Source organism: Rugamonas rivuli (assembly GCF_009380165.1).
Taxonomy (GTDB): domain Bacteria; phylum Pseudomonadota; class Gammaproteobacteria; order Burkholderiales; family Burkholderiaceae_D; genus Rugamonas; species Rugamonas rivuli.
In genome coordinates, this window is sequence record NZ_WHUF01000003.1 from 166,243 (window position 1) to 185,798 (window position 19,556).

General features: G+C 64.6%; 16 protein-coding genes. 1 reads left to right on the plus strand and 15 read right to left on the minus strand.

What is annotated here, in order from left to right; all coding sequences use genetic code 11:
- Nucleotide 1: 1 nt before the first annotated feature.
- The 13 genes from GEV01_RS11095 to GEV01_RS11155 form a co-directional block, all read right to left on the minus strand.
- Nucleotides 2–1,762, minus strand: coding sequence for a glycoside hydrolase family 35 protein (locus GEV01_RS11095; protein ID WP_152804288.1), 1,761 nt, complete (start codon nt 1,760–1,762; stop codon nt 2–4).
- Nucleotides 1,763–1,780: 18 nt separating this feature from the next.
- Entirely contained in the window at nt 1,781–4,624 is a 2,844-nt protein-coding gene (locus GEV01_RS11100; protein WP_152804290.1) for a TonB-dependent receptor, read from the minus strand.
- A 148-nt stretch (nt 4,625–4,772) separates the two neighbouring features.
- Nucleotides 4,773–5,960 carry a glycoside hydrolase family 88 protein gene (locus GEV01_RS11105; RefSeq protein ID WP_152804292.1) on the minus strand — a complete coding sequence of 396 codons (1,188 nt, stop codon included), beginning with the start codon at nt 5,958–5,960 and terminating at the stop codon, nt 4,773–4,775.
- A gap of 11 nt (nt 5,961–5,971) precedes the next feature.
- Nucleotides 5,972–6,886 (minus strand): sugar kinase, encoded by a 915-nt coding sequence (locus tag GEV01_RS11110; protein ID WP_152804294.1) that lies wholly within the window; start codon nt 6,884–6,886, stop codon nt 5,972–5,974.
- On the minus strand, nt 6,883–7,644 hold the full coding sequence (gene kduD, locus GEV01_RS11115) for a 2-dehydro-3-deoxy-D-gluconate 5-dehydrogenase KduD (RefSeq protein WP_152804296.1): 762 nt from the start codon (nt 7,642–7,644) through the stop codon (nt 6,883–6,885). The genes GEV01_RS11110 and kduD overlap by 4 nt, the downstream gene beginning before the upstream one ends.
- Before the next feature lie 2 nt (nt 7,645–7,646).
- The gene (locus GEV01_RS11120) at nt 7,647–8,450 is read right to left on the minus strand and encodes a 5-deoxy-glucuronate isomerase (RefSeq protein WP_152804297.1); all 804 of its coding nucleotides are present in this window, start codon (nt 8,448–8,450) and stop codon (nt 7,647–7,649) included.
- 42 nt (nt 8,451–8,492) lie between these two features.
- Nucleotides 8,493–10,094: a type 2 periplasmic-binding domain-containing protein gene (locus GEV01_RS11125; protein ID WP_175023034.1), complete on the minus strand. Its 1,602-nt coding sequence runs from the start codon at nt 10,092–10,094 to the stop codon at nt 8,493–8,495.
- A 5-nt stretch (nt 10,095–10,099) separates the two neighbouring features.
- Nucleotides 10,100–11,044 (minus strand): carbohydrate ABC transporter permease, encoded by a 945-nt coding sequence (locus GEV01_RS11130; protein ID WP_083296332.1) that lies wholly within the window; start codon nt 11,042–11,044, stop codon nt 10,100–10,102.
- A gap of 13 nt (nt 11,045–11,057) precedes the next feature.
- Nucleotides 11,058–11,990, minus strand: a complete 933-nt coding sequence (locus tag GEV01_RS11135) for an ABC transporter permease (protein ID WP_235914333.1) — start codon at nt 11,988–11,990, stop codon at nt 11,058–11,060.
- A 13-nt stretch (nt 11,991–12,003) separates the two neighbouring features.
- Complete coding sequence (locus tag GEV01_RS11140) at nt 12,004–13,086, minus strand: LacI family DNA-binding transcriptional regulator (protein ID WP_152804299.1); 1,083 nt, start codon at nt 13,084–13,086, stop codon at nt 12,004–12,006.
- A 97-nt stretch (nt 13,087–13,183) separates the two neighbouring features.
- Nucleotides 13,184–13,939, minus strand: coding sequence for a hypothetical protein (locus GEV01_RS11145; RefSeq protein WP_152804301.1), 756 nt, complete (start codon nt 13,937–13,939; stop codon nt 13,184–13,186).
- A complete protein-coding gene (locus GEV01_RS11150; RefSeq protein WP_152804303.1) occupies nt 13,940–14,653 on the minus strand; it encodes an ABC transporter ATP-binding protein in 714 nt (237 codons plus the stop codon). It lies immediately after the preceding gene.
- Nucleotides 14,654–14,661: 8 nt separating this feature from the next.
- Complete coding sequence (locus GEV01_RS11155; RefSeq protein WP_152804305.1) at nt 14,662–17,145, minus strand: ABC transporter permease; 2,484 nt, start codon at nt 17,143–17,145, stop codon at nt 14,662–14,664.
- A 182-nt stretch (nt 17,146–17,327) separates the two neighbouring features.
- Between GEV01_RS11155 and mgrA the strand changes: the two genes are divergently transcribed.
- Complete coding sequence (mgrA, locus tag GEV01_RS11160) at nt 17,328–18,365, plus strand: L-glyceraldehyde 3-phosphate reductase (RefSeq protein ID WP_152804307.1); 1,038 nt, start codon at nt 17,328–17,330, stop codon at nt 18,363–18,365.
- Nucleotides 18,366–18,368: 3 nt separating this feature from the next.
- Here the strand turns inward: mgrA and GEV01_RS11165 are convergent, their stop codons facing one another.
- Together GEV01_RS11165 and GEV01_RS11170 are read right to left on the minus strand one after the other, a co-directional pair.
- A complete protein-coding gene (locus tag GEV01_RS11165; RefSeq protein WP_152804309.1) occupies nt 18,369–18,767 on the minus strand; it encodes a hypothetical protein in 399 nt (132 codons plus the stop codon).
- Complete coding sequence (locus GEV01_RS11170) at nt 18,764–19,546, minus strand: hypothetical protein (protein WP_152804311.1); 783 nt, start codon at nt 19,544–19,546, stop codon at nt 18,764–18,766. The genes GEV01_RS11165 and GEV01_RS11170 overlap by 4 nt, the downstream gene beginning before the upstream one ends.
- Nucleotides 19,547–19,556: the final 10 nt, after the last annotated feature.

The following is a 19,556-nucleotide window of genomic DNA, read 5'->3' on the forward strand; positions in this document are numbered from 1 at the left end:
GTTACGGACGCTGCGCCGACAAACGGGCGATATGCGTATCGGTACCGTGCAGTTCCAGCACGATCAACTCGTTCTCGCCTTCACGCAGCAAAGGCGCCGGCACATAAAGCGCCGTCTGCGGACCGCACTCCCAGTAGCGGCCCAGATTGAAACCATTAAGCCAGGCCACGCCCTTGCGCCAGCCCGCCATGCCGAGGAAGGTGTCGCCCGGTGCAGCCACGTTGAAACGCGTGCGATGGAAAGCGGGACGGCCATCGGCCAACACGCCGGACCTGAACGGCAGGCCGCCGACATCTTCCAGCGGCAGCGGGTACATCTGCCAGTGATACAGCTTGTTGATGCCCAGCCTTACCCAACCCAGTATGCCCTTGCGGTCCTGCAGATCGGGACCGTAATTGACGCGCCCCTGATTCTCGACCAACAGCTCCAGCGTAGTCAAGCCGCCAGCAGGAATATCCACTTCCAGCTGCAAGGGGCCGTTACGTTCGATGACGCCAACCGGCCGGCCGTTGATGAAGACTTGCGCACGGTCGTGCAGGCGCTCCAGCGACAGCACCACCTTGCCCGGCGGATGAGCGGTCTCGGTGCGGTACAGGATGAAACCATAGTTTTGTCCCAATGTCTCCATCGCGCGCGGGACGATGTCGCGATACGCTTCGCTCAGCAGCGGCAAGGCGTCCCACAGGCCGGCGCTGGCGTCGAACGTCAGCGCGTCGACGGCTATGCGCGGCGTGGGCGCGGGCAGCTGCATCGGCGGCAGCGCCACATGCTTCTCCAGCACGGCGCGGAAGGCGTGGAACTTGGCGGTCGGCTGGCCGGTTTCGTCGAGCGGCGCGTCGTAGTCGTAGCTGTTGACGGTGGGTTGATAGTCACGCGTCAGCAGGTCTGTATTAGCGCCATTCATGAAGCCGAAGTTGGTCCCGCCGTGGAACATGTAGACGTTGACGTGTGCGCCGCAAGCCATGATGCGGTCCAGCGCATCGGCGGCATCGGCGGCGTCGCGGGTGTGGTGCGGCTCGCCCCAGTGGTCGAACCAGCCGTTCCAGAACTCCATGCACATCAGCGGACCATCCGGCTGGTACTCGCGCAGCTTGGCGAATTCCTCCTTGGCGCGTGAGCCGAAGTTGGCGCTCTTCCAGACCTGAGCCAGCGTGCCGTGCGTGAGCATATGATCGGTTGCGCCGTCCGATGTGAACAGCAGGGTTTCCACCCCGCTGTCCAGCATCAGACGGCGTAGCCACGTCAGGTAAAGCTGATCGCTGCCGTAACTGCCGTATTCATTTTCAACCTGCATGGCCAATATCGGGCCTCCGCGCTGGATCTGGAGAGGGAGCAGGCGCGGTAAAAGGTCGTCGTAAAAACGGCGTACAGCTTCCAGGTAAGGCTGGTAGCAGCAGCGCACTTCCATGTAGGGATCGGCCAGCAGCCAGGCGGGCAAGCCGCCGAACTCCCATTCGGCACAGATGAATGGGCCGGGCCGGACGATCACATACAAACCCAACGACTCGGCCAGGCGGATGAAGGCCGCCAGATCGAGTCCACCTTCGTAGCGGAACTGCCCTGCGGCGGGCTCGTGCAGATTCCAGGCTACATAGGTCTCTACCGTGTTCAAGCCCATGGCTTTGAGCTTGAGCAGGCGGTCCTCCCACAACTCGGGGAGAACGCGAAAGTAATGCAAGGCGCCGGAGAGCACCCTGAACGGCTGGCCGTTCAGGTGGAACTGGTCCCCGACGATATCGAAACTGCCTATCGTTTGATTCATGTTCTGCGAATGAGTGAATTAGAATTTATAACGCAGGCCAAGGTAGAACTGACGCCCGGAGCTATAGAACGCGCTGCTGTTTTCGAACGGGATCGTGGCACTGGCGGCGTTGTAGACGCGCAGCTTGGGATTGTTCAGGTTCAGTCCTTCGAAGGTCAGTGTCAGCTTGTCGTTGACGATGTAGTTGACCGAAGCGGCCAGCGTTCCGGTAGCGGCGCTATAGCTCTGCGACAGTCCGAACAAGCCGTTGCGCGAAGCCGAGCGGTAGGAATACACCAGGCGTGCGCTGAACTGGTCGTTCTCGAAGTAAGCGCCGGCGGTGTAGGCGTTCTTCGAGGAGCCCAGCATCGGCAGGCCGTTCGCTTCCTTGGCGTCGACATAGCTGTAGTTGGCCTGCACGCCGAAGCTGCCCCATACCGGCTGCTCGTAACCGAGCTCGATGCCTTTCGAAACGCCCTTCGTCGACACTGGCGAGTTCACCACCGTCGGCACCAGCGCAGGGCCGCCCAGCGATGCAGGGATGGCGGTATTCAGCAGCACCTGGGTGCTGGTGCCGGAGCCGATCAGCGATTCGAAGTCGATGTAGAACAGCTGCGCCGACAGCAGCGAGCGCGGTTTGAAGTACCACTCAACGCCCGCGTTGTAGTTCTTCGCCACCACCGGCGCCAGTTTCGGATTGCCACCGGTTGCGGTGGACGGCACCGGATTGGCCACGTTGTAGGCGAAGCCGCTGAACGTCGCACCGAGGGCGCTGTAGTCGGGACGGGACATGACCTTGGCTGCGCTCAGGCGCACCACCACGTCCTCGCGCACGTCCAGCGCCAGGTTCGCGCTTGGCAGCTTGTTGGTGTAGCTGCTGTCGGTGGTCATGGTGTAGAAGTTACCGAAGCGCGAACCGGTGGTCAGCGTTGCGCCGGCTGGCACGAAGGTAGTGCAGGCGCTGGCCTGGGCCGGGCTGCCGTAGGTGATCCCGTTGGTGGCCGACGGTACGCCGCATGGCACGCCGGTGTTGGTGGTGACGCTGACCTTGGTGCGAACCAGACGCAGGCCGACATCGCCGCGCCAGTGTTCGCCCTCGAAGCGCGCCATCAGATAGCCGGAATCCACTTTCTCCTTGACCTTGAACACGCCGGATACCGGCAGGTTGTACGAAGGGTTGGTCGGCAGGTTGGCGTTGGACCACGACACCACCTGGTCGGAAGTCAGCAGCGGCAGGCCGCCGGTGCCAACGCCGCCGAGGTTATTGCCAAAGTCGCCGGGATAGACGGTGCCGCCATAGCCGGGCAGCGTGGTGATGGCGGTGGCGCCGTTATTGGCCGCGTTGACCGCAGGGCCGCCCTTGAGCGGACGGGTGCCCGCGCGCTCGTGATCCGAGTGGCGCACGCCGGCCTTGATGGCGGACAGCCAGCTGTCTTCGAAGCGGTACTCGCCATCCACGTTGCCGTAGCTTTCCTTGTCGGCGCTGTGCTGCAACGCATAGGAGTCATCTGCACCGCTGTTGCCCGGACTGGCCGTGAGGTTGGCGGCGTTGACGCCGTTCGGCAACGACAGCTGCAACGGCGATCCTGCGCCGCTGTAGGAATAGCCGGTCGAGGTGTTAGGCAGGAAGGCGTAATTGGCGTACAGGTAGGCGTCGCTGTCGGCCTTGGTCTTGCCGACCTGGCCGGTGAAGCGCAGGTTTTCCGAGGCGCGGTATTTGAAGTCGCCGTTGAGGAAGTTGGTCTGCGACGCGGCGCTTGGATTCGAATAGGTTTCGATCTGGGCGCCGGTGGCGTTGCCCGTGTTATCGAAGCGGGCGTTGGTCAGCACGCCGTTGGCGAGGGTAACGTTGGTCGGCACGACGCCGCCGGCGATGCTGTTACCGGGACGGACAACGAAGTTGTTCATCAGGTACTCGGCCTTCAGCTTGGAGTGGAAGCCGTTCAGGTTCAGCGTCAAATCGTTATTGACCTTGAACTCCGCGTCGACCACTGCACCGCTGCGGTGGCGCTCCTGCTGGAACAGCTGCTGCGTGATGCCGGACGCGTAGTAGGCGCCGGCCAGCTGGCCGCCATTGGCCTTGCCTGCGGCGCTGGTCGGGCTGATGACGCCCCAGGTCATCTGCTGGCTGTCGCGGCGGATCTGGCGCTTCTGATCGAACACCTGCAGCATCACGCCGGCGTTGCCGGTTTCGTTCTTCCAGTTGAACAGTGCATTCAGTTGCGGGTTGGTCTTGCCGGACAAATCGGAGTACACGCCCTGCAGGCCGATTTCGGCGGTGAACGGCTTCTTGAACTCCAGCGGACGGCGGGTGAGGATGTCGATCGCGCCGGAGACACCGCCCTCCAGCTGGTCGGCCTGCGCGCTCTTGTGCACGATCACCTGCGAGACGATTTCCGACGGCAGCAGCAGGAAACTGACGGAACGCGAAGCGCCGCCGTTGGACAGCATGTCGGAAGGATCCCAGTCGGCGGTCGCCACCGAGTGTCCGTTGATGGTGGTCAGCGCCAGGCTGGGGCTGGTGCCCCGCATGCTGACACGGTCGTTCTCATCGTAGCCGTTGCCGCCGCCACTGCCGGCGGTGGTGACCACGCCGGGCAGCTTTTGCAGCGCGTCGGCCACGTTCTTGTCCGGCATTTTGCCGACATCTTCGGCGCTGATTACTTCGGTCACACCGTCGGCGTGGCGCTTCTTCTCCAGCGATTTCTGCTTGGAGGCGCGGATACCCGTCACTTCGATCTGTTGAACCGGAGCGTCGGCCGCCGGTGTCGTTGCCAGTTCAGCTGCATGCGATGTCGCCGTCCCCACGATGGTCAATGCCACCGCCAGCGCCATCGGATGGAAACGCAATTGCGCCTTGCTGCTGTTGTAGCTGTCATTCATCTCCGACTCCCTTTTGTTAAGTACATCAATACTTTTATAATTGGTCAAGACATGCCTGACCTGGAATGTGAAAACAACACCGGTCCCTTGCGAGACGTCTCCTAATCTCTGTCCATCCTGTCCCCTTCTATTCTTCGAATTAGTCGATCTACCAGTAGCCGGCCGTGCCGCGTGCGACGCGGCTCAGCGCTTCAAGGTAAAAGAAATCGCCCCACAAATTCGCCTCGTCGACGCCGTGGCCATGCGGCTTGCTGTACACGCCGTGCAGCAGCAGCGCATTGCTGTCGCCGGGCTTCGCTGCGCACAGCCGCACCAGGCCATCGAGGATGTGCAGCGCGGCGGCGCGGTAGCGGCGGCGCTGTTCGCCCTCCTCCAGTTGCTCCGACAGCTCCAGCAGGCCGCAGACGGCGATGGCGCTGGCAGAGCTGTCCCATGGTTCGCCGCTGTGCTCATCGAATGCCAGATCCCAGTAGGCGATGCCGTCGGCGGGCAGGCGGCGCAGGAAGTAGTCGGCCTGGCGCATCGCCACTTGCAGCAGTCCCAGATGCGGCGCGTAGCGGTGATTCAGCGCGAAACCGTAGATGCCCCAGGCCTGGCCACGCGCCCAGCACGAATCGTCAGACCAGCCTTGCGCGGTGCTGCCGCGCAGCGGCGCGCCGGTCTGAGGATCGAAATGAAAGGTGTGGAAACTGGAATCGTCGCTGCGCACCAGGTAGTCGCGCGAACGCAGCGCGTGCGTCATCGCGGCCGCCTTGTAGCTTGAACGGCGCTCGTTGCCGCCGGCCCAATGCAGCAACGGTAGATTCATCAGGCAGTCGATGATGATGCGGCCGCGCTGTTGCGGGTCGCTCAAGTCGCCCCAGGCCTGGATGATCCCGGCCTTGGGCAGGTAGCGCTGCATCAGGTGGTCCGCTGCATCCAGCGCGATCTTGCGCGCGCCCTCGTCGCCGGTGATGCGGTAAGCGGCCACGCACGACGGCATGTAGAGGAAGCCCAGATCGTGATGATCGATGTTGATGCGCTTGGCCAGGCGTTCGCCGTAGCCGGGCAGCTGCGCCAGCGCGGCGTCGCGGAATTCCGCCTTGCCGCTCAGCTCATGGGCCATCCACAGCATGCCGGTCCAGAAGCCGGTGGTCCAGCCGGTGTTGGCGCCGTCGGCGTAGTGTTCGAAGCGTCGCGGCTCGTAGTGGTTGGCGCGACTGGTATCGTCCGGGAACAGCGTGGCGTAGCGCGGCAGATTGGCCGACAGCTGCGCTAGCGCGGTTTGCAGCGCGGCCTCCAGATCCATGGCCTGCGGCTTGTCGATAGTGGTCGGCGATGGAGAAGTTGCGATCATGGTTTCCTTGTTCAATTGATGGTTGCCGATGGCGATACGTACGGTGGAATCGCGCCGCGGTGGGCCAGCTTGGCGGCAGCGGCCTGGTTGGCCAGCGTGGCGGCGCGTTCGGCGTCGGCGCCGCGCATGCGGTGCAGCAGATAGGCGCCGTTCCAAGCGTCGCCGGCGCCGGTGGTGTCAACCACAGTGGCTTGCGCAGGGGCGATGCACAGCGGGCCGCTAGGCAGCATCAGCAGACTGCCTTCTGCGCCGCACTTGATCGCCAGTTCTAGGCCGGGATGGGCCGCCAGCACAGAGGCGGCGGCGAATAGTTCGAAATCGGTTGGGTGGCTGGGCAGCAGGATGTCGACCAGCGGCAGCAAGCCGTCGAAAGCCAGCTTGGCCGCATCAAGGCCGCCGCGCTCCGCCCACAGGCGCGGCCGGAAGTTAGGGTCGTACGCCACTTTGACGCCGTATGCGCGGGCGATCCGCGCGGCCGCCAGCGTGGCCCGCATTGCGCTCTCGGAAATCGCCTGCGTGATCCCGGACAGCAGGATGCAGCTTGCGGATGCGATGTACGCCGCATCCAGATCGGCCGCCGCGATGCGCGATGCAGCTGAGTCTTTGCGGCGATAGGTGAATTCGCGCTCGCCGCCGTCCAGCAGCGAGATGAAGTAGACGCCGTTGTCGCCGGCAGCCAGCGGCGCCTGTTCCGTATTGATGCCAAGCTGCCGCCACTGGCGCAGCAAGGGCGGACCGAACGGATCGTCGCCGACGCGGGTGATAAAGCCGGTACGTCCGCCCTGCCGGGCTGCCGACGTCAGCGCATTCAGCACATCGCCGCCGAAGCCACGGGTCAGCTGCGCGGCCTCGCCCAGCGGCTCAGAGGCATGCAGCTCCACCATGCACTCGCCCAGCGCGACCAGATCGAAACGGCGTCCGTTCATCGCGCCATCCAGCCGCCGTCGACCACCAGCGTATGGCCGTGCACATAATCCGCCGCCGACGATGCCAGGAACACGGCAGCGCCGCCGAGGTCCGACGGACGCCCCCAGCGGCCGGCCGGAATGCGCTCCATAATCTGCCGGCTGCGCTGCTCGTCCTGCCGCAATGCTGCGGTATTGGCCGTCTCGATATAGCCGGGCGCAATACAGTTAACGTTAACACATTTGGACGACAATTCGTTTGCGAACGCTTTCGTCAATCCCACCACGGCGTGTTTGCTGGCAGTGTACGAAGGCACGCGGATGCCGCCCTGGAAGCTCAACAGCGATGCGATGTTGATGATCTTGCCGCCACCCCGCTGCACCATGCCGCGCGCAGCCGCCTGTGACAAGCGCCACACCGCATCCAGATTGACCGCCAGGACATCGCTCCAATCCTCCTCGCCAAACTCCACCAGATCGGCGCGGCGTATGATGCCGGCGTTGTTGACCAGGATATCGACCGGCCCCAGTTCAGCGGCCACCGCGTCGAGCAGCGCCTGCACGTCGGCCTGCGAACCAAGGTCGCACTGAACCTCGTGATAGCGGCGGCCCGTGGCTGCAACCAGCGCATGCGTTTCATCGGCCGCAGCGGAGTGCACGGTGATGGCGACATCGGCGCCTGCCTGCGCCAGCGCAACGGCAATCGCCTGGCCTATGCCGCTTGCACCGCCTGTCACCAGCGCGGTCTTGCCGGCGAGGGAAAAGAGTTCGGCTGCCATGCTTACACCATGCCGACCAGTTTTTGCGTCCACGCCAGTGCGGGATCGGCCTTCACGCCCTGCTTGCGGCTGTCGCCAGCGAGGAACCACAGGTAGTAGCTCTGCGCGCCCGGAGCGCCGGCGTAGGTGTGATAACCGTGCGGCATGGAGATCAGACTGTTGTCGCGCACGACGTGGGTGTCGTCGAATTCACCGTCGCTGCCGTAGTGGCGCAGGAAGCCGAAGCCCTCCGGCGCGGAGATGCGGAAGTAGTACATCTCTTCGTGGAAGACTTCCGCGCCATCGACCTTCTCGTGCTTGTGCGGCGGGTAGGTGCTCCAGTTGCCCGATGGGGTCAGCGTCTCGCCGACGATCAGGCTGGCCGCTGGACGGCCATCCGGCGCGGTCAGGATTTCGCGGAAGTGGCGCGTGTAGTTCAGCGTGCCCCAGGTGCCGGTCTTCACTTGCGCAGGCACTATCTCGTAAGGCTCGATGTCCAGCGACGACGGGGCGGACGGCATGGCGGCATCGAACATGGTCAGCGCCTCGACCTTGTAGCTGGCGCCGCGCGGCAGGTAGACGCTGTGCGGATTGCCGGCGAAGACATTGGCGCGGCCGCCCACCGATGCGAACACCTTGCCGTTGACGGTGATGCGCGCGCTGCCGCCGATGGCGACCAGCAGGCATTCGCGGTCGTCCTCGATGCTGCCAACGTAGGTGTCACCGGCGGCCAGCACCAGGCGCGAAAACTCCAGCAGCTTGCAGCTGTGGCCTTGCAGCGCCGAGAGGCCCGGTTCCTGCGTCAGTTGGTGGAAATGCTTGTTCATGTTTGCTCCTGTTTCATTAAGGGTGATGTGATCAGCGTTGAATCAGCGTTTAGGTTGGCCGGCGCCCGGCAGCTTCTTGGCGCGGCTGCGGTCCAGCGCCTTCTGCATATAGCCGATGGCGCGCTGGATGCCGGCCTGGTCGAGTTTCTTGCGGTAGTTGTCGAAGTTGTCCAGCGGCTCACGGCCGAGGATGAAGCGGGTCGTCATTTCGGCGACGTAGATTTTCAGGTCGCTCATGATGGCGTTGAACTTGCGCGCGTCGGCAGCGCCCACTTCCACGGCGGGCATCAGCAGCTCGTCCGATGCGTCGGACCAGATGCGCACGGCCTCCGCCTGTTCCGGCAGCGAGTAGAACTGCTTCAGGTAGCGCACGTCCTGCACCAGTGGGCCGCTTTGCGGGCGGGCGTGGGCGAAGATCGCCTCCGCCACCGACAACTTGGGATTTTTCAGTATCAGGTCGGTGTAGCGCGGCTCGCCGTCCACCATGCGATAGCTCAGGCCTTCCTTGCCGAAGCTGAGCGCCAGGCCGCCCTCGCGGCTGTAGCCGTAGTCGAGATACTTGACGGTTTCGATCACGTGGCGGTTCTGCGTGCTGATGGCGGCGCCCACGCCGGGGTAGATCTGCCCTGCTTCCGGCCAGGTGAGGTAACGCTTGCCGTCCGCAGCCGTCGGATACGCCACAGGCGTCAGATGGAAGCCGGGGAAGCGCGCCTGGTTCATCGCGGTGAAGCGCGCCAGGCCGCTGCCGTTGTAGCCCGCATAGGCGCCGACTTGGTTGTTAGTCATCTTGGCGTCGAACTGGCGTTCGGTCTGCGACAGATAGTCCGGGTCGAGCAGGCCTTCGCTATACCACTGGCGCATGGTGACAAGGAAGTCGCGGTAGGCCGGATCGGCCGGGCTGTAATGGACCTTTCCATCCTTCTGATAGAACTCCGGCGCCAGGCCGAAGCCGCCCAGGAAGACCCACAGCGGCGGCGGCAGGCCGGGTACCTGCTTCTCGCCCGGGATGGTCAGGGCGGAGAATGGAATCTCGTCGGCGCGGCCGTTGCCATTGGGGTCGCGGGTCTTGAAGGCTTTCAGCACCTGGTACCAGTCGGCGATGGTTTCGGGCTTGGCCAGGTTGAGGCGCTCCAGCCAGTCGGCGCGAATCTGCGGGCCCCAGATGCTGCGCACCTGCGGATCGATGCGCAGCATGGGGAAGGCGTAGATCACGCCGTCGTCGGTGGAGATCTGGCGGAACACTTCCGGGTTGGCGTCCAACAGCGCTTGCAGATTGGGCGCATAGCGGCGGATCAGGTCATTGAGCGGGATGATGACGCCGTCGCTCAGCGCCTTGGCCGAACCGCCGGGATAGGAGAACCAGTCGGCTTCGATCACGTCCGGATATTTGCCGGAGACGGCCAGCAGGTTGAAGCGCTCACGCTCCGCGCCCAGCGGCGGGTGGTTGAAGTCGACCACGATGCCGGTGCGCGCGGCCAGCACCTGGTAGGCGCTCTGCTCCGCGTAGCTGTTGATGGAGACGGCGGCCTTGCCGTTGAAGTTGGCGAACCAGCTCAGATGCAGCGGTTGCGTGACGATGGGCAGCGTGGGTTCGGCAGCGGAAGCTGTTATCGTTACCACACACAGAGCAAAAAACAGGCGCATGATACTCATTCCTTGATACCTCCAACCAGGACGCCTTTGACGAAGTAACGCTGCAGGAAGGGATAGAGCGCCAGCACCGGCAGCGTCGCCACCACCACGGTGGCGTATTTGATCGTGGTGCTCAGCGCCTCGCGGCCGGCAGCCTGGCCGGTCATCATCGAATCCGTGCTGCCGGAGACGAGAATCTCGCGCAACACAAGCTGGATCGGGAACATGTGGCGGTCGGACAGGTAGATCATCGAATAGAAGTAGCCGTTCCAGTGGCTGACCGCGTAGAACAGCCCCACCACCGCCAGCGTCGGCATGCAGAGCGGGACATAGACCTGCATCAGTATCGTGAAGTCGCCGGCGCCATCCATGCGAGCGGCTTCCTCGTAGTCCTTGGGCACGGCGTTGAAGGCGGAGCGCAGCAGGATCAGGTTCCAGGCGCTTACGGCGAACGGCAGCACGATAGCCCAGCGGCTGTCCAGCAGGCCCAGGTCGCGCACCAGCAGGTACTGCGGCACCAGGCCGCCGCTGAAGAACATGGTGAAGATAATCAGCAGCATCACAGGCTTCTCCAGCATCAGCCGCTTGCGCGACAGGGCGTAGGCGCCAAAGCTGGTCAGCACCAGGTTCAGCGCCGTGCCGCCGACCACGATCAGCATGGTGTTAAAGAAGCCGCTGCGCACCATGGGGTTGTCCCACACACGGTGGAAGGCTTCCAGCGACAGGCCGCGCGGCAGCAGCATCAGGCCGCGATAGGACATCAACTCCAGCGGATCGCTGAGCGAGGCGATCACCACGTAGTAGAACGGATAGAAGGTAATGAAGCACAGCGCCAGCAACAGCGCCACGTTGAACGTGTCGAAGATGGCGCCGGCCCAACCGTTGCGCGGCTTCAGGCGGCGCAGCATCGGCAGCACGCCTGGTCCGGCCGTCGGTTTGATCGTCTGCATAGCGTTACTCATGTCTGCCCTTCCCTTACCAGATGCTGTTGCCGGACCAGCGGCGGCTCAGCGCATTCGCGGCCACCAGCAGCACCAGCGCGATGGCGGAATTGAACAGGCCAACGGCGGCGGCGTAGCTGTAGTTGGCATCGAGGATGCCGTGGCGGTAGACGTAGGTGGAGATCACGTCGGCCGTCTCGTAAGTGCTTGGGTTGTAGAGCAGGATGATCTTCTCGAAGCCCACGCTCATCAACTGCCCCAGGCGCAGGATCAGCAGCGTCATCGTGATCGGCAGCAGGCCAGGCAGCGTAATGTGCAGCAGCTGCTGCCAGCGGTTGGCGCCGTCGATGCGGGCCGCTTCGTACAGCGAAGGGTTGATGCCCGCCAGCGAAGCAAGGTAGATGATCGAACCCCAGCCTATGCTCTGCCAGATCTCCGAACCGACGTAGATGCGGCGGAACCAGTCCGGATTGTTCATCACCGCATCCGGCGTGGCGCCCAGCGCCACCAGCATATTGGTCAGCACGCCGTCACGGGCCAGGAAGTCCAGCACCATGCCCGACACCACCACCACCGAGATGAAGTGCGGCAGATAGGTTACGGTCTGCACGAACTGCTTGAAGCGCAGGCTGGTCAACTCGTTCATCAGCAGCGCCAGCACGATGGGCGCGGGGAAGCCGAGCAGCACGTCGTACACGTTCAGCATCAGCGTGTTGAGCATCAGGCGGTTGAAATACAGGCCGTTGAAGAACTGCCTGAACCAGTCCAGCCCCACCCACTCGCTGCCGGCCATGCCGGATGCGGGGTTGAAGTCCTTGAAGGCGATCAGCGCGCCGTAGACCGGCACGTAGTGGAACACCACAAAGTAGGCCAGCACCGGCAGCAGCATGGCATACGCCCATTTGTTGTTGACCAGGTCGCGGCGCAGGCGCTGCATGTACGATGGTGCTGCTTTGGATGCGGGCATGTCGGCGTCCCTTTCAGTGCTTGGCGGCGGCGCGTTTGCCGCGCTGCGCCTTGCCGACTACCGGTGCGGGACCGGTCGATTCGCGCACCACCAGCTGGCTCGGGAACTCGGCGCGCTGCTGCGCGTCGGCGCCGGTGATGCGGCGCAGCAGCTCCTGCACCGCCGCTTCGCTGATCGCGGTGAGCGGCTGACGCAGCGTGCTCAGTTTCGGATGCACGTGGCTGGCGGCGGGAATATCATCGAAGCCGATCACCGACACATCCTGCGGCACGCGCAGGCCGTGGGCACGCACGGCGTCCATCGCGCCGAAGGCCATTTCGTCATTGGCGGCGAAGATGGCGGTCGGTGGTTCGGCCAGCGCCAGCAGCTTGCCTGTGGCCTGGAAACCAGAGAGTTGACCGAAATCGCCCGCAGCGACCAGCTGCTTGTCGACGGCGATGCCGGCCGCCTTGAGCGCGTCCGCGTAGCCGCGCTGGCGCTCCTGGCTTTGGCCGGTGTGGGCGGAGCCGCCGATGAAGGCGATGCGGCGGTGTCCCAGTTGCAGCAGGTGGTTGACGGCTTCGCGGCCACCCATGCGGTTATCGCCGCGTACCACCGGCAGCGTGGTCTCGGTGCGGCAGTAGTTGATGAGCACCATGGGCAGGCTGCTCTGTTCCAGCATGCCGATATAGCCGTCCTTGAGGCGCGGCAGGATGAACAGCAGGCCGTCGCACAGGCCGCGCATGATCTGGTTGATGCCGCTGCGCGTGGACGATCCCAGCTCCTCGATGGAGTTGTAGATGATGAGGTCCATATTGTGGGCGCGGACGGCGACGCTGACGGCGCCGATGATTTCGTTAATCACCGTCGATTGCAGGTCGTTCACCAGCACGCCGATCACATTGGTGCGGCTGCCGCGCATCATCTTGGCCGAGATGTTCGGCGAGTATCCCAGTTCGCTGGCGGCGGCCAGCACCCGGGCACGGGTCTTCTCGGCGACATAGCCCTCCCCGCTCAGCGCGCGCGACACCGTCATTACCGATACCCCGGCTTGTTCCGCAACGTTCTGCAGTGTTACGGGTGCGGCGTCCGCACTCCCCAATTTAGCCTCTGGCACGCATCTCTCCTTGAATCCAATAAGATAACGTTACCACAAATTCTGATAAATGGGGAAATTTCGAGTATCGGCGTGGCCGGGAAGCCACGCCGACCGATTACAGGATTTGCAGGGTTTTGACGATCTTCTGGTCGCTCTTCTCGCCCGCTCCGGAGGCGGTGTTGCGGCTCTCCTTGCGGACGGCGACCAGGCGAGTGCCAGCCAGCGCATAGACGCTGGACTCTTCGTTCTTCGCTTCGAAGGTGACGACGATGAAGGCGCGGCCATAGAAACTCTGCGTGATGCGGCTGGCCAGCGGCGTGCCGTCAGCCGCGATCCATACGTGCACCCGCCCCTCGAACTCCTTGACGTATTTGCGATCACGGTCGCTCACCGCGTCGATACTCTGCGCGAAGGTCAACACGCGCGCGGGCTTGCCCTGGTAGACGTCGGCCTTTTCGGTCAGGAGGCTGCTCTTCTCCAGCATGTGAGACAGGCTGCTCGCGGCGGAGATCATGGGCCGCAGGTCGGTCGGGCTGAATTCGCGGGCGGCGTTCAGCGTCGGCGTCTTGGCATTGGGATTGCGGGCGACGGCCGTGGCCTCGGCATCCAGCTTGGCCAGCATCTCGCGGCTGTAGCTGAGCTGCATGCCGCGCGGTCCATCCTCGATAGCGACTGCCGCCTGGCCGTTGGTCTCGTCAGCGTCCTTGCCTTCGCCATTGCGGTGCCATACGTTCGAATCCAGCGACACCTTCAACGGCGCCGGTTCCTGCAAGCGCTCCAGGGCTGCCTTCAGATCGGCCAGGCCGTCGGCACGGGCTGCGGCGCCAGTCAAGGCCAGCACGGGTATCAACATCAGGTGTGAGAAACGCATTCAATCCTCTTTTTCAGTTTGTGCCAGACGGCCCGCATTCATGATAACGGTTCTGCCGCAGCGCGCGGCGACGGACAGGTCGTGCGTGACCATCACCAGCGTCGAACCCCGTTCGCGATTCAGCGCGAACATCAGCTCTATCACTGCGGCTCCCGTGGCCGCGTCGAGCGCGCCGGTCGGCTCGTCGGCCAGCAGCAGCGGCGGCTCGCACACGAAGGCCCGGGCCAGCGCCACCCGCTGCTGCTCACCGCCGGACATATACTTCGGATAGTGCCGCAGGCGAGCCGACAGCCCTACCCGCTCCAGCATCGCCGCCGCCTTCTCCTTGGCCTCGTCGTCGCCGCGCAGTTCCAGCGGCAGCATGACATTCTCCAGCGCGTTCAAGTGCGGCAGCAGCTGGAAGGACTGGAACACGAAGCCCACGTTCTGCTGGCGGAACACGGCGCGGCCGTCTTCGCTGAGCTGGAAGATATCCGTGTTCTCCAGCACGACCGTGCCGCTGCTCGGCAGGTCCAGCCCCGCCAGTATGCCCAGCAGCGTGGACTTGCCCGAGCCGGAAGCGCCGACGATGGCCAGCGTTTCCCCGCTCTGCACCGTCAGGTCGATATCGTGCAGGATGGTCAGTTCGCCGGTGGCGTCGGCCACCCGCTTGCCCAGGTTCCTGACCGCGATGGCGGGCCGCAGCAGGCTGGCGGCGAGATTCATATTCGTCATAACTACTCCTAATTTTCCCGAAGACTGAGTAATGGCGGCTGGTTCAGCACATTGCGCAAACCCGCCCATCCGCCGAACAGGGCGCACAACGCGCCGGCTACCAGGCCGGCGGTCCACAACAACGGCGACCAATGCCATTCCAGATGAAAGCTGAAGCGCGCCAGCGCCCAGCTGGCGGCAGTGGCGCCGCCGGCCGCCAGCGAGCCCGCCAGGGCGCCGGTCAGCAGATGTTCTATCCACTGCGCTTGCGACAGCTGGCCGCGCGTGGCGCCCAAGGCGCGCAGCAAGGCCGCCTGGCGCTTGCGCGCATCCAGCGATCCGGCCATCGCGGCGTACAGTACCAGCAATCCGGACGCCAGCGTGAACGCGAACAGGAATTCCACCGCCGCGCTGACCTGCGCCAGCGTTTCCTGCATCCGCTGCAGGAAGGCGCTGATATCGAAAACACTCACGTTCGGATAGTCGCGCGCCAGCAGGTAGGAGAAGCGCCGGTCGTCCTGGGGCACATGTACCGTGGTCGCCAACGTCATCGGCATACCGGCCATCAGCTTGGGCGACACCTCGAACGCAGCGCCGACCTGGTGAGCGCGCCAATCCACCTTGCGCAGGCTGGTGACTTTGACGTCCAGCGTTTCGCCGGCCACGTCGAAGGTCACGCGGTCGCCCAGCTTGATGCCGAGGATTTCGGCGATGCCCTTGTCCACCGATGTCTCCGCCGCGCTGCCGTCGTACCAGCGGCCGGCCGTGAGGGTATTGGGCGCCCGCAGCTGGCTGGCCTGCTCGATTTCGATCTCACGCTCGACGATGTCCTTGGCGCGCGGATCATCCGACTTGGCGGGCTTGCCGTTGATGGCGATCAGCCGTCCCCGGCTCAGGACGTGCATTTGCGGGCGGCCGTAGCTTCTCAGGCGCGCGGCCAGTTCCTGCTGCTGGTCCGGCTGGATGTTGATGATGTAGTGGTTCGGCGCCCCCTCCGGCGTGGCTTGCCGCCATGTCGCCAGCAGGTCGCCGCGCACCACCGTCAACAGCAGCAAGGCGGTGAGGCCCAGCGCCAGCGCGACGATCTGCGTGACGTTGGCGGCGGGACGGCGGCGCATGTCGGTGATGGCGAAGCGCCATGCGGGGTGGTCGAACAGGCCGCGCATCCGTTGCAGCGAGCCGATGCCCAGCCAGGCCACCAGGCCGAATACCGCTCCGCACAGCGCGAAGGCGGCAGCCGCGATCAGGCCGAGCATGACATCGCCGGTCTGCCACACCAGCAGCGCGGCGAACATGGCGGCGCCCAGCACGTAGCTGGCGACCGTGCGAGCCTGGGGCGCTTCCTGTTCGCGGCGCAGCAGGCGCACTTGCGATACATTGCGCAGCTGGAGCAGCGGAGGCAGCGCGAAGCCAAGCAGCAGCACCATCCCCGCCGCCAGCCCCTGCAACGCGGGCTGCCACCCAGGCGGCGGCAGGTCGGCGGCCACCAGCTTGCCCAGCCATTCCAGCAGCACGAAATGGCTGCCGAAACCGAGCAGCACGCCACCCACGCTGCCGGCCGCGCCGAGCATCAGGAACTCCAGCAGATACATCCGCATCTGCTGCGATTGCGTCTGGCCCAGGCAACGCATCACGGCGCAGGCATCGAGGTGGCGCTGCATGAAGCGGCGTGCCGCCATCGCCACCGCTATCCCGGCCAGCAGCGCGGACAACAGGCTGACCAGCGACAGGAACTGGTGCACCTGCTCCTGCATGGACTGGCTGTCCTTGCCCATGGAGGCGATCGAGCTGATTTCGATGCCCAGCTTGGGCGAGGCCGCGACGCGGGCCTTGATCCATTGTTCGAAGCCCGCCACCTGCGCCGGCTCGCCCGCCAGCAGCAGGCGGTGGGTGGCGATGGCGTGCTGCTGCAGCAGATTGGTGGACATCAGGTCGGCCGCTGACATCATGGCGCGCGGCGCCAGCGTGATGAAGGACGCGGCGGCGTCGGGCTCCGACGCGATCACCTCCGCCACCGTCAGGCTGCGGTCGCCGATGCGCACGGTGGAGCCGATGTGCAGGTTCAGCGCCGCCGTCAACGTCTGGTCCACCCACACTGTTCCAGGCTTGGGAGCGCCGGTGGCGATGGCGTCCGGCTGGCCGTCGCGGCGCAACTTCATGTGGCCGCGCAAGGGATAGGCATCGCTGACGCTCTTCAGCGCGACCAGCATGGACAGGCCATCGTCACCCTTGCCGGCGACGGCCATGTTCAGCATGGCGACCGTTTCGGCGCTGTGCAGGCCGCGCCGCTGCGCCTCGGCGTACACGTCGGCAGGCAGGGGCTGGTCGGAGGCCAGTACCAGATCGGCCGCCAGCACCTGGCCGGCGTTGCGCGCAATGCTGGCGCCCATGCGCGCGGTGAAGAAGTTCACCGACGACAGCGCCGCCACCGACAGCATCAACGCCGCCAGCAGAAACCGTAACTCGCCCGCGCGCCAATCGCGCAGCATCGAGGAAAACGATAGTCTGAACATCTAAACCGGCTCCAATCCCAAAGATAGCAGCATGCCTAAACCCGGGCCGGCAAGCTGCGAAAATGCGACGAATCGACACATGCCGCGATGGTTTGCAAAAATGAACGCCTGGGACGTATGCGGCGGGATTCCGCCGACATGCCTATAATCGCGGACGCCCTCTCAATCCTGGAGCATTCAACATGACCTATCTCGCATCGCCGCAACGCTATGAAGCCATGCAGTACCGCACCTGCGGCCGCAGCGGCCTGAAACTGCCCTTGATGTCCCTCGGACTGTGGCACAACTTCGGCGACACCAACACCCTCGCCTCGCAGCGCGACATGCTGCGCACCGCCTTCGACCTGGGCATCACCCACTTCGACCTGGCCAACAACTACGGGCCGCCCTATGGCGCCGCCGAAACCAACTTCGGCCACCTGTACAAGGAAGACTTCAAGCCCTACCGCGATGAGCTGATCATCTCCACCAAGGCCGGCTGGGACATGTGGCCCGGCCCCTACGGCCAGGGCGGCGGTTCGCGCAAATACGTGCTGGCCAGCCTGGATCAAAGCCTGCAACGCATGGGCCTCGACTACGTCGACATCTTCTACTCGCACCGCTTCGACCCGGACACGCCGCTGGAGGAAACCATGGGCGCGCTGGCGCATACGGTCCAGCAGGGCAAGGCCCTGTACGTGGGCGTATCGTCCTATTCCGCCGAGAAGACCGCCGAAGCGGCGCGCCTGCTGGCCGAGTGGAAGGTGCCGTGCCTGATCCATCAGCCGTCTTACAATATGCTGAACCGCTGGATCGAGGAAGACCTGCTCGACACGCTGGCCAGCCAGGGCATGGGCTGCATCACCTTCACGGCGCTGGCACAGGGCATCCTGAGCGACAAATACCTGAACGGCATTCCGGAAGACTCGCGCATCAATCGCCCGGGCGGCGGCTCGCTGCAAAAGGCCCACCTGAGCGACGAGAACCTCGAACGCGTGCGAGGCCTGAACGAGATCGCCAAGGCGCGCGGCCAGACGCTGGCGCAGATGGCGCTGGCCTGGGTGCTGCGCGATCCGCGCATCACGTCCACGCTGATCGGCGCCAGCAGCAGCGCGCAGATTCGCGAGAACGTGGCGGCTTTGCAGAACCTGGGCTTCAGCGCCAGGGAACTGGCGGACATCGATGCGCTGGCCAAAGAAGGCGCCATCAATCTGTGGGCAGGATCGTCCAGCCACAAATAAGCCCTACTTGCCCGCCAACTGCGCGGCCGTGGAGGCCTGCTCGCGCAGCTGGTACTTGCGAACGACGCCGTCCTTGTCGAACAGGATGGCCAGTTCGTGCACGCTGCGCGTGGCCTCCGCCACCGAGACCACGTCGCCGACCACCGGAAACCAATGCAGCAGTTCCGGTATGGCGTGCTTGTCGTCGTAGATCCAGACTTCGTAGCCGTTGTCGAAACGGGTGGCGCTGCCCTTGCCCAGGGTGCGCGCCACATCCGCCTTGGTGGTAACGCCGGGCCGCAGCTGTTCCCGCAAACCCTCGCTGGTGCTGGCGGCGGCCGGAATGTTCGGCGCCACGGCGGCGCAGGCGGACAGCAGCCCGGCGACGCAAGCCAGGCAGGCCATGGTCAATCCGCGCCTCATGGATGCACCTCACTGTTCATCGCCATCGCCGGCTCATCTTCCATAAATTCGAATTCCAGCAGCGTGTCGTCCGGCCAACTGGCGTCGCTGATCTGCAGCCAGTAGCTGCGGTCAGTCAAGTAGGTATCGTAGAACATGCGGTACACCGCCGGTATGCGGTTCAGGTACAGCTGGTCCGAGAAGAACTGCTTGCGGCGCGCGCCGTCGATCATCGTGATGCCGAAGATGGCGCGCGGCGCCACGTCCAGCCAGCCGCCGCCCAGCTGCGTGCAAACGTCGAAGGTGGCGTTGACCAGCAGGTAGGCCGGCGGCTTGGCGCCGTTGAGCAGATCGACTTCGCGGTTGACCTGGCATTCCAGCCGCAGATCCCCGAGCCTGCGCTGGTTAACCGCCAGCCCCGGCGTGCGGACATCGACGCGCCAGGCCAGGCTGCCGCCCTTGCGGTTGGTGCGTACCACGGCTTTCGCCGCTGCCGCCGCCTCATCGCGCGGCAGGGCAAAGCCGTAGTCTGCGTCCAGCGCCAGCGACGCGCTACCCTGCTCGCTGCGCAGTTGCACGGCCAAGGGCCGCTTCGGCTCCGGCGCCAGCGGGAACAGCTTGTAGCGCAGCCTGCCCTGCGGCGCCAGCGCGCGATATTTTTCGAAGGTGTCCAGCCCTTTCAACAGCCGGCGGTACGACACCTCGTCCGCATCGACCATGCCGCTCACTTCCACTTGCTGCACCGGTTCCTGCGCCTGCTGCGCCATGGCGCCTCCGGCGGCCAGGGCCGCACATAACATCGCACTCCAT

Coding starts and splice junctions, on each gene's coding strand:
- GEV01_RS11145 (WP_152804301.1), bottom strand. CDS start 13,939: ATGCGTTTCTCACACCTGATGTTGATACCCGTGCTGGCCTTGACTGGC.
- GEV01_RS11120 (WP_152804297.1), bottom strand. CDS start 8,450: ATGAACAAGCATTTCCACCAACTGACGCAGGAACCGGGCCTCTCGGCG.
- GEV01_RS11105 (WP_152804292.1), bottom strand. CDS start 5,960: ATGATCGCAACTTCTCCATCGCCGACCACTATCGACAAGCCGCAGGCC.
- GEV01_RS11170 (WP_152804311.1), bottom strand. CDS start 19,546: ATGTTATGTGCGGCCCTGGCCGCCGGAGGCGCCATGGCGCAGCAGGCG.
- GEV01_RS11130 (WP_083296332.1), bottom strand. CDS start 11,044: ATGAGTAACGCTATGCAGACGATCAAACCGACGGCCGGACCAGGCGTG.
- GEV01_RS11095 (WP_152804288.1), bottom strand. CDS start 1,762: ATGAATCAAACGATAGGCAGTTTCGATATCGTCGGGGACCAGTTCCAC.
- GEV01_RS11135 (WP_235914333.1), bottom strand. CDS start 11,990: ATGCCCGCATCCAAAGCAGCACCATCGTACATGCAGCGCCTGCGCCGC.
- GEV01_RS11125 (WP_175023034.1), bottom strand. CDS start 10,094: ATGCGCCTGTTTTTTGCTCTGTGTGTGGTAACGATAACAGCTTCCGCT.
- mgrA (WP_152804307.1), top strand. CDS start 17,328: ATGACCTATCTCGCATCGCCGCAACGCTATGAAGCCATGCAGTACCGC.
- GEV01_RS11155 (WP_152804305.1), bottom strand. CDS start 17,145: ATGTTCAGACTATCGTTTTCCTCGATGCTGCGCGATTGGCGCGCGGGC.
- kduD (WP_152804296.1), bottom strand. CDS start 7,644: ATGGCAGCCGAACTCTTTTCCCTCGCCGGCAAGACCGCGCTGGTGACA.
- GEV01_RS11165 (WP_152804309.1), bottom strand. CDS start 18,767: ATGAGGCGCGGATTGACCATGGCCTGCCTGGCTTGCGTCGCCGGGCTG.
- GEV01_RS11110 (WP_152804294.1), bottom strand. CDS start 6,886: ATGAACGGACGCCGTTTCGATCTGGTCGCGCTGGGCGAGTGCATGGTG.
- GEV01_RS11150 (WP_152804303.1), bottom strand. CDS start 14,653: ATGACGAATATGAATCTCGCCGCCAGCCTGCTGCGGCCCGCCATCGCG.
- GEV01_RS11100 (WP_152804290.1), bottom strand. CDS start 4,624: ATGAATGACAGCTACAACAGCAGCAAGGCGCAATTGCGTTTCCATCCG.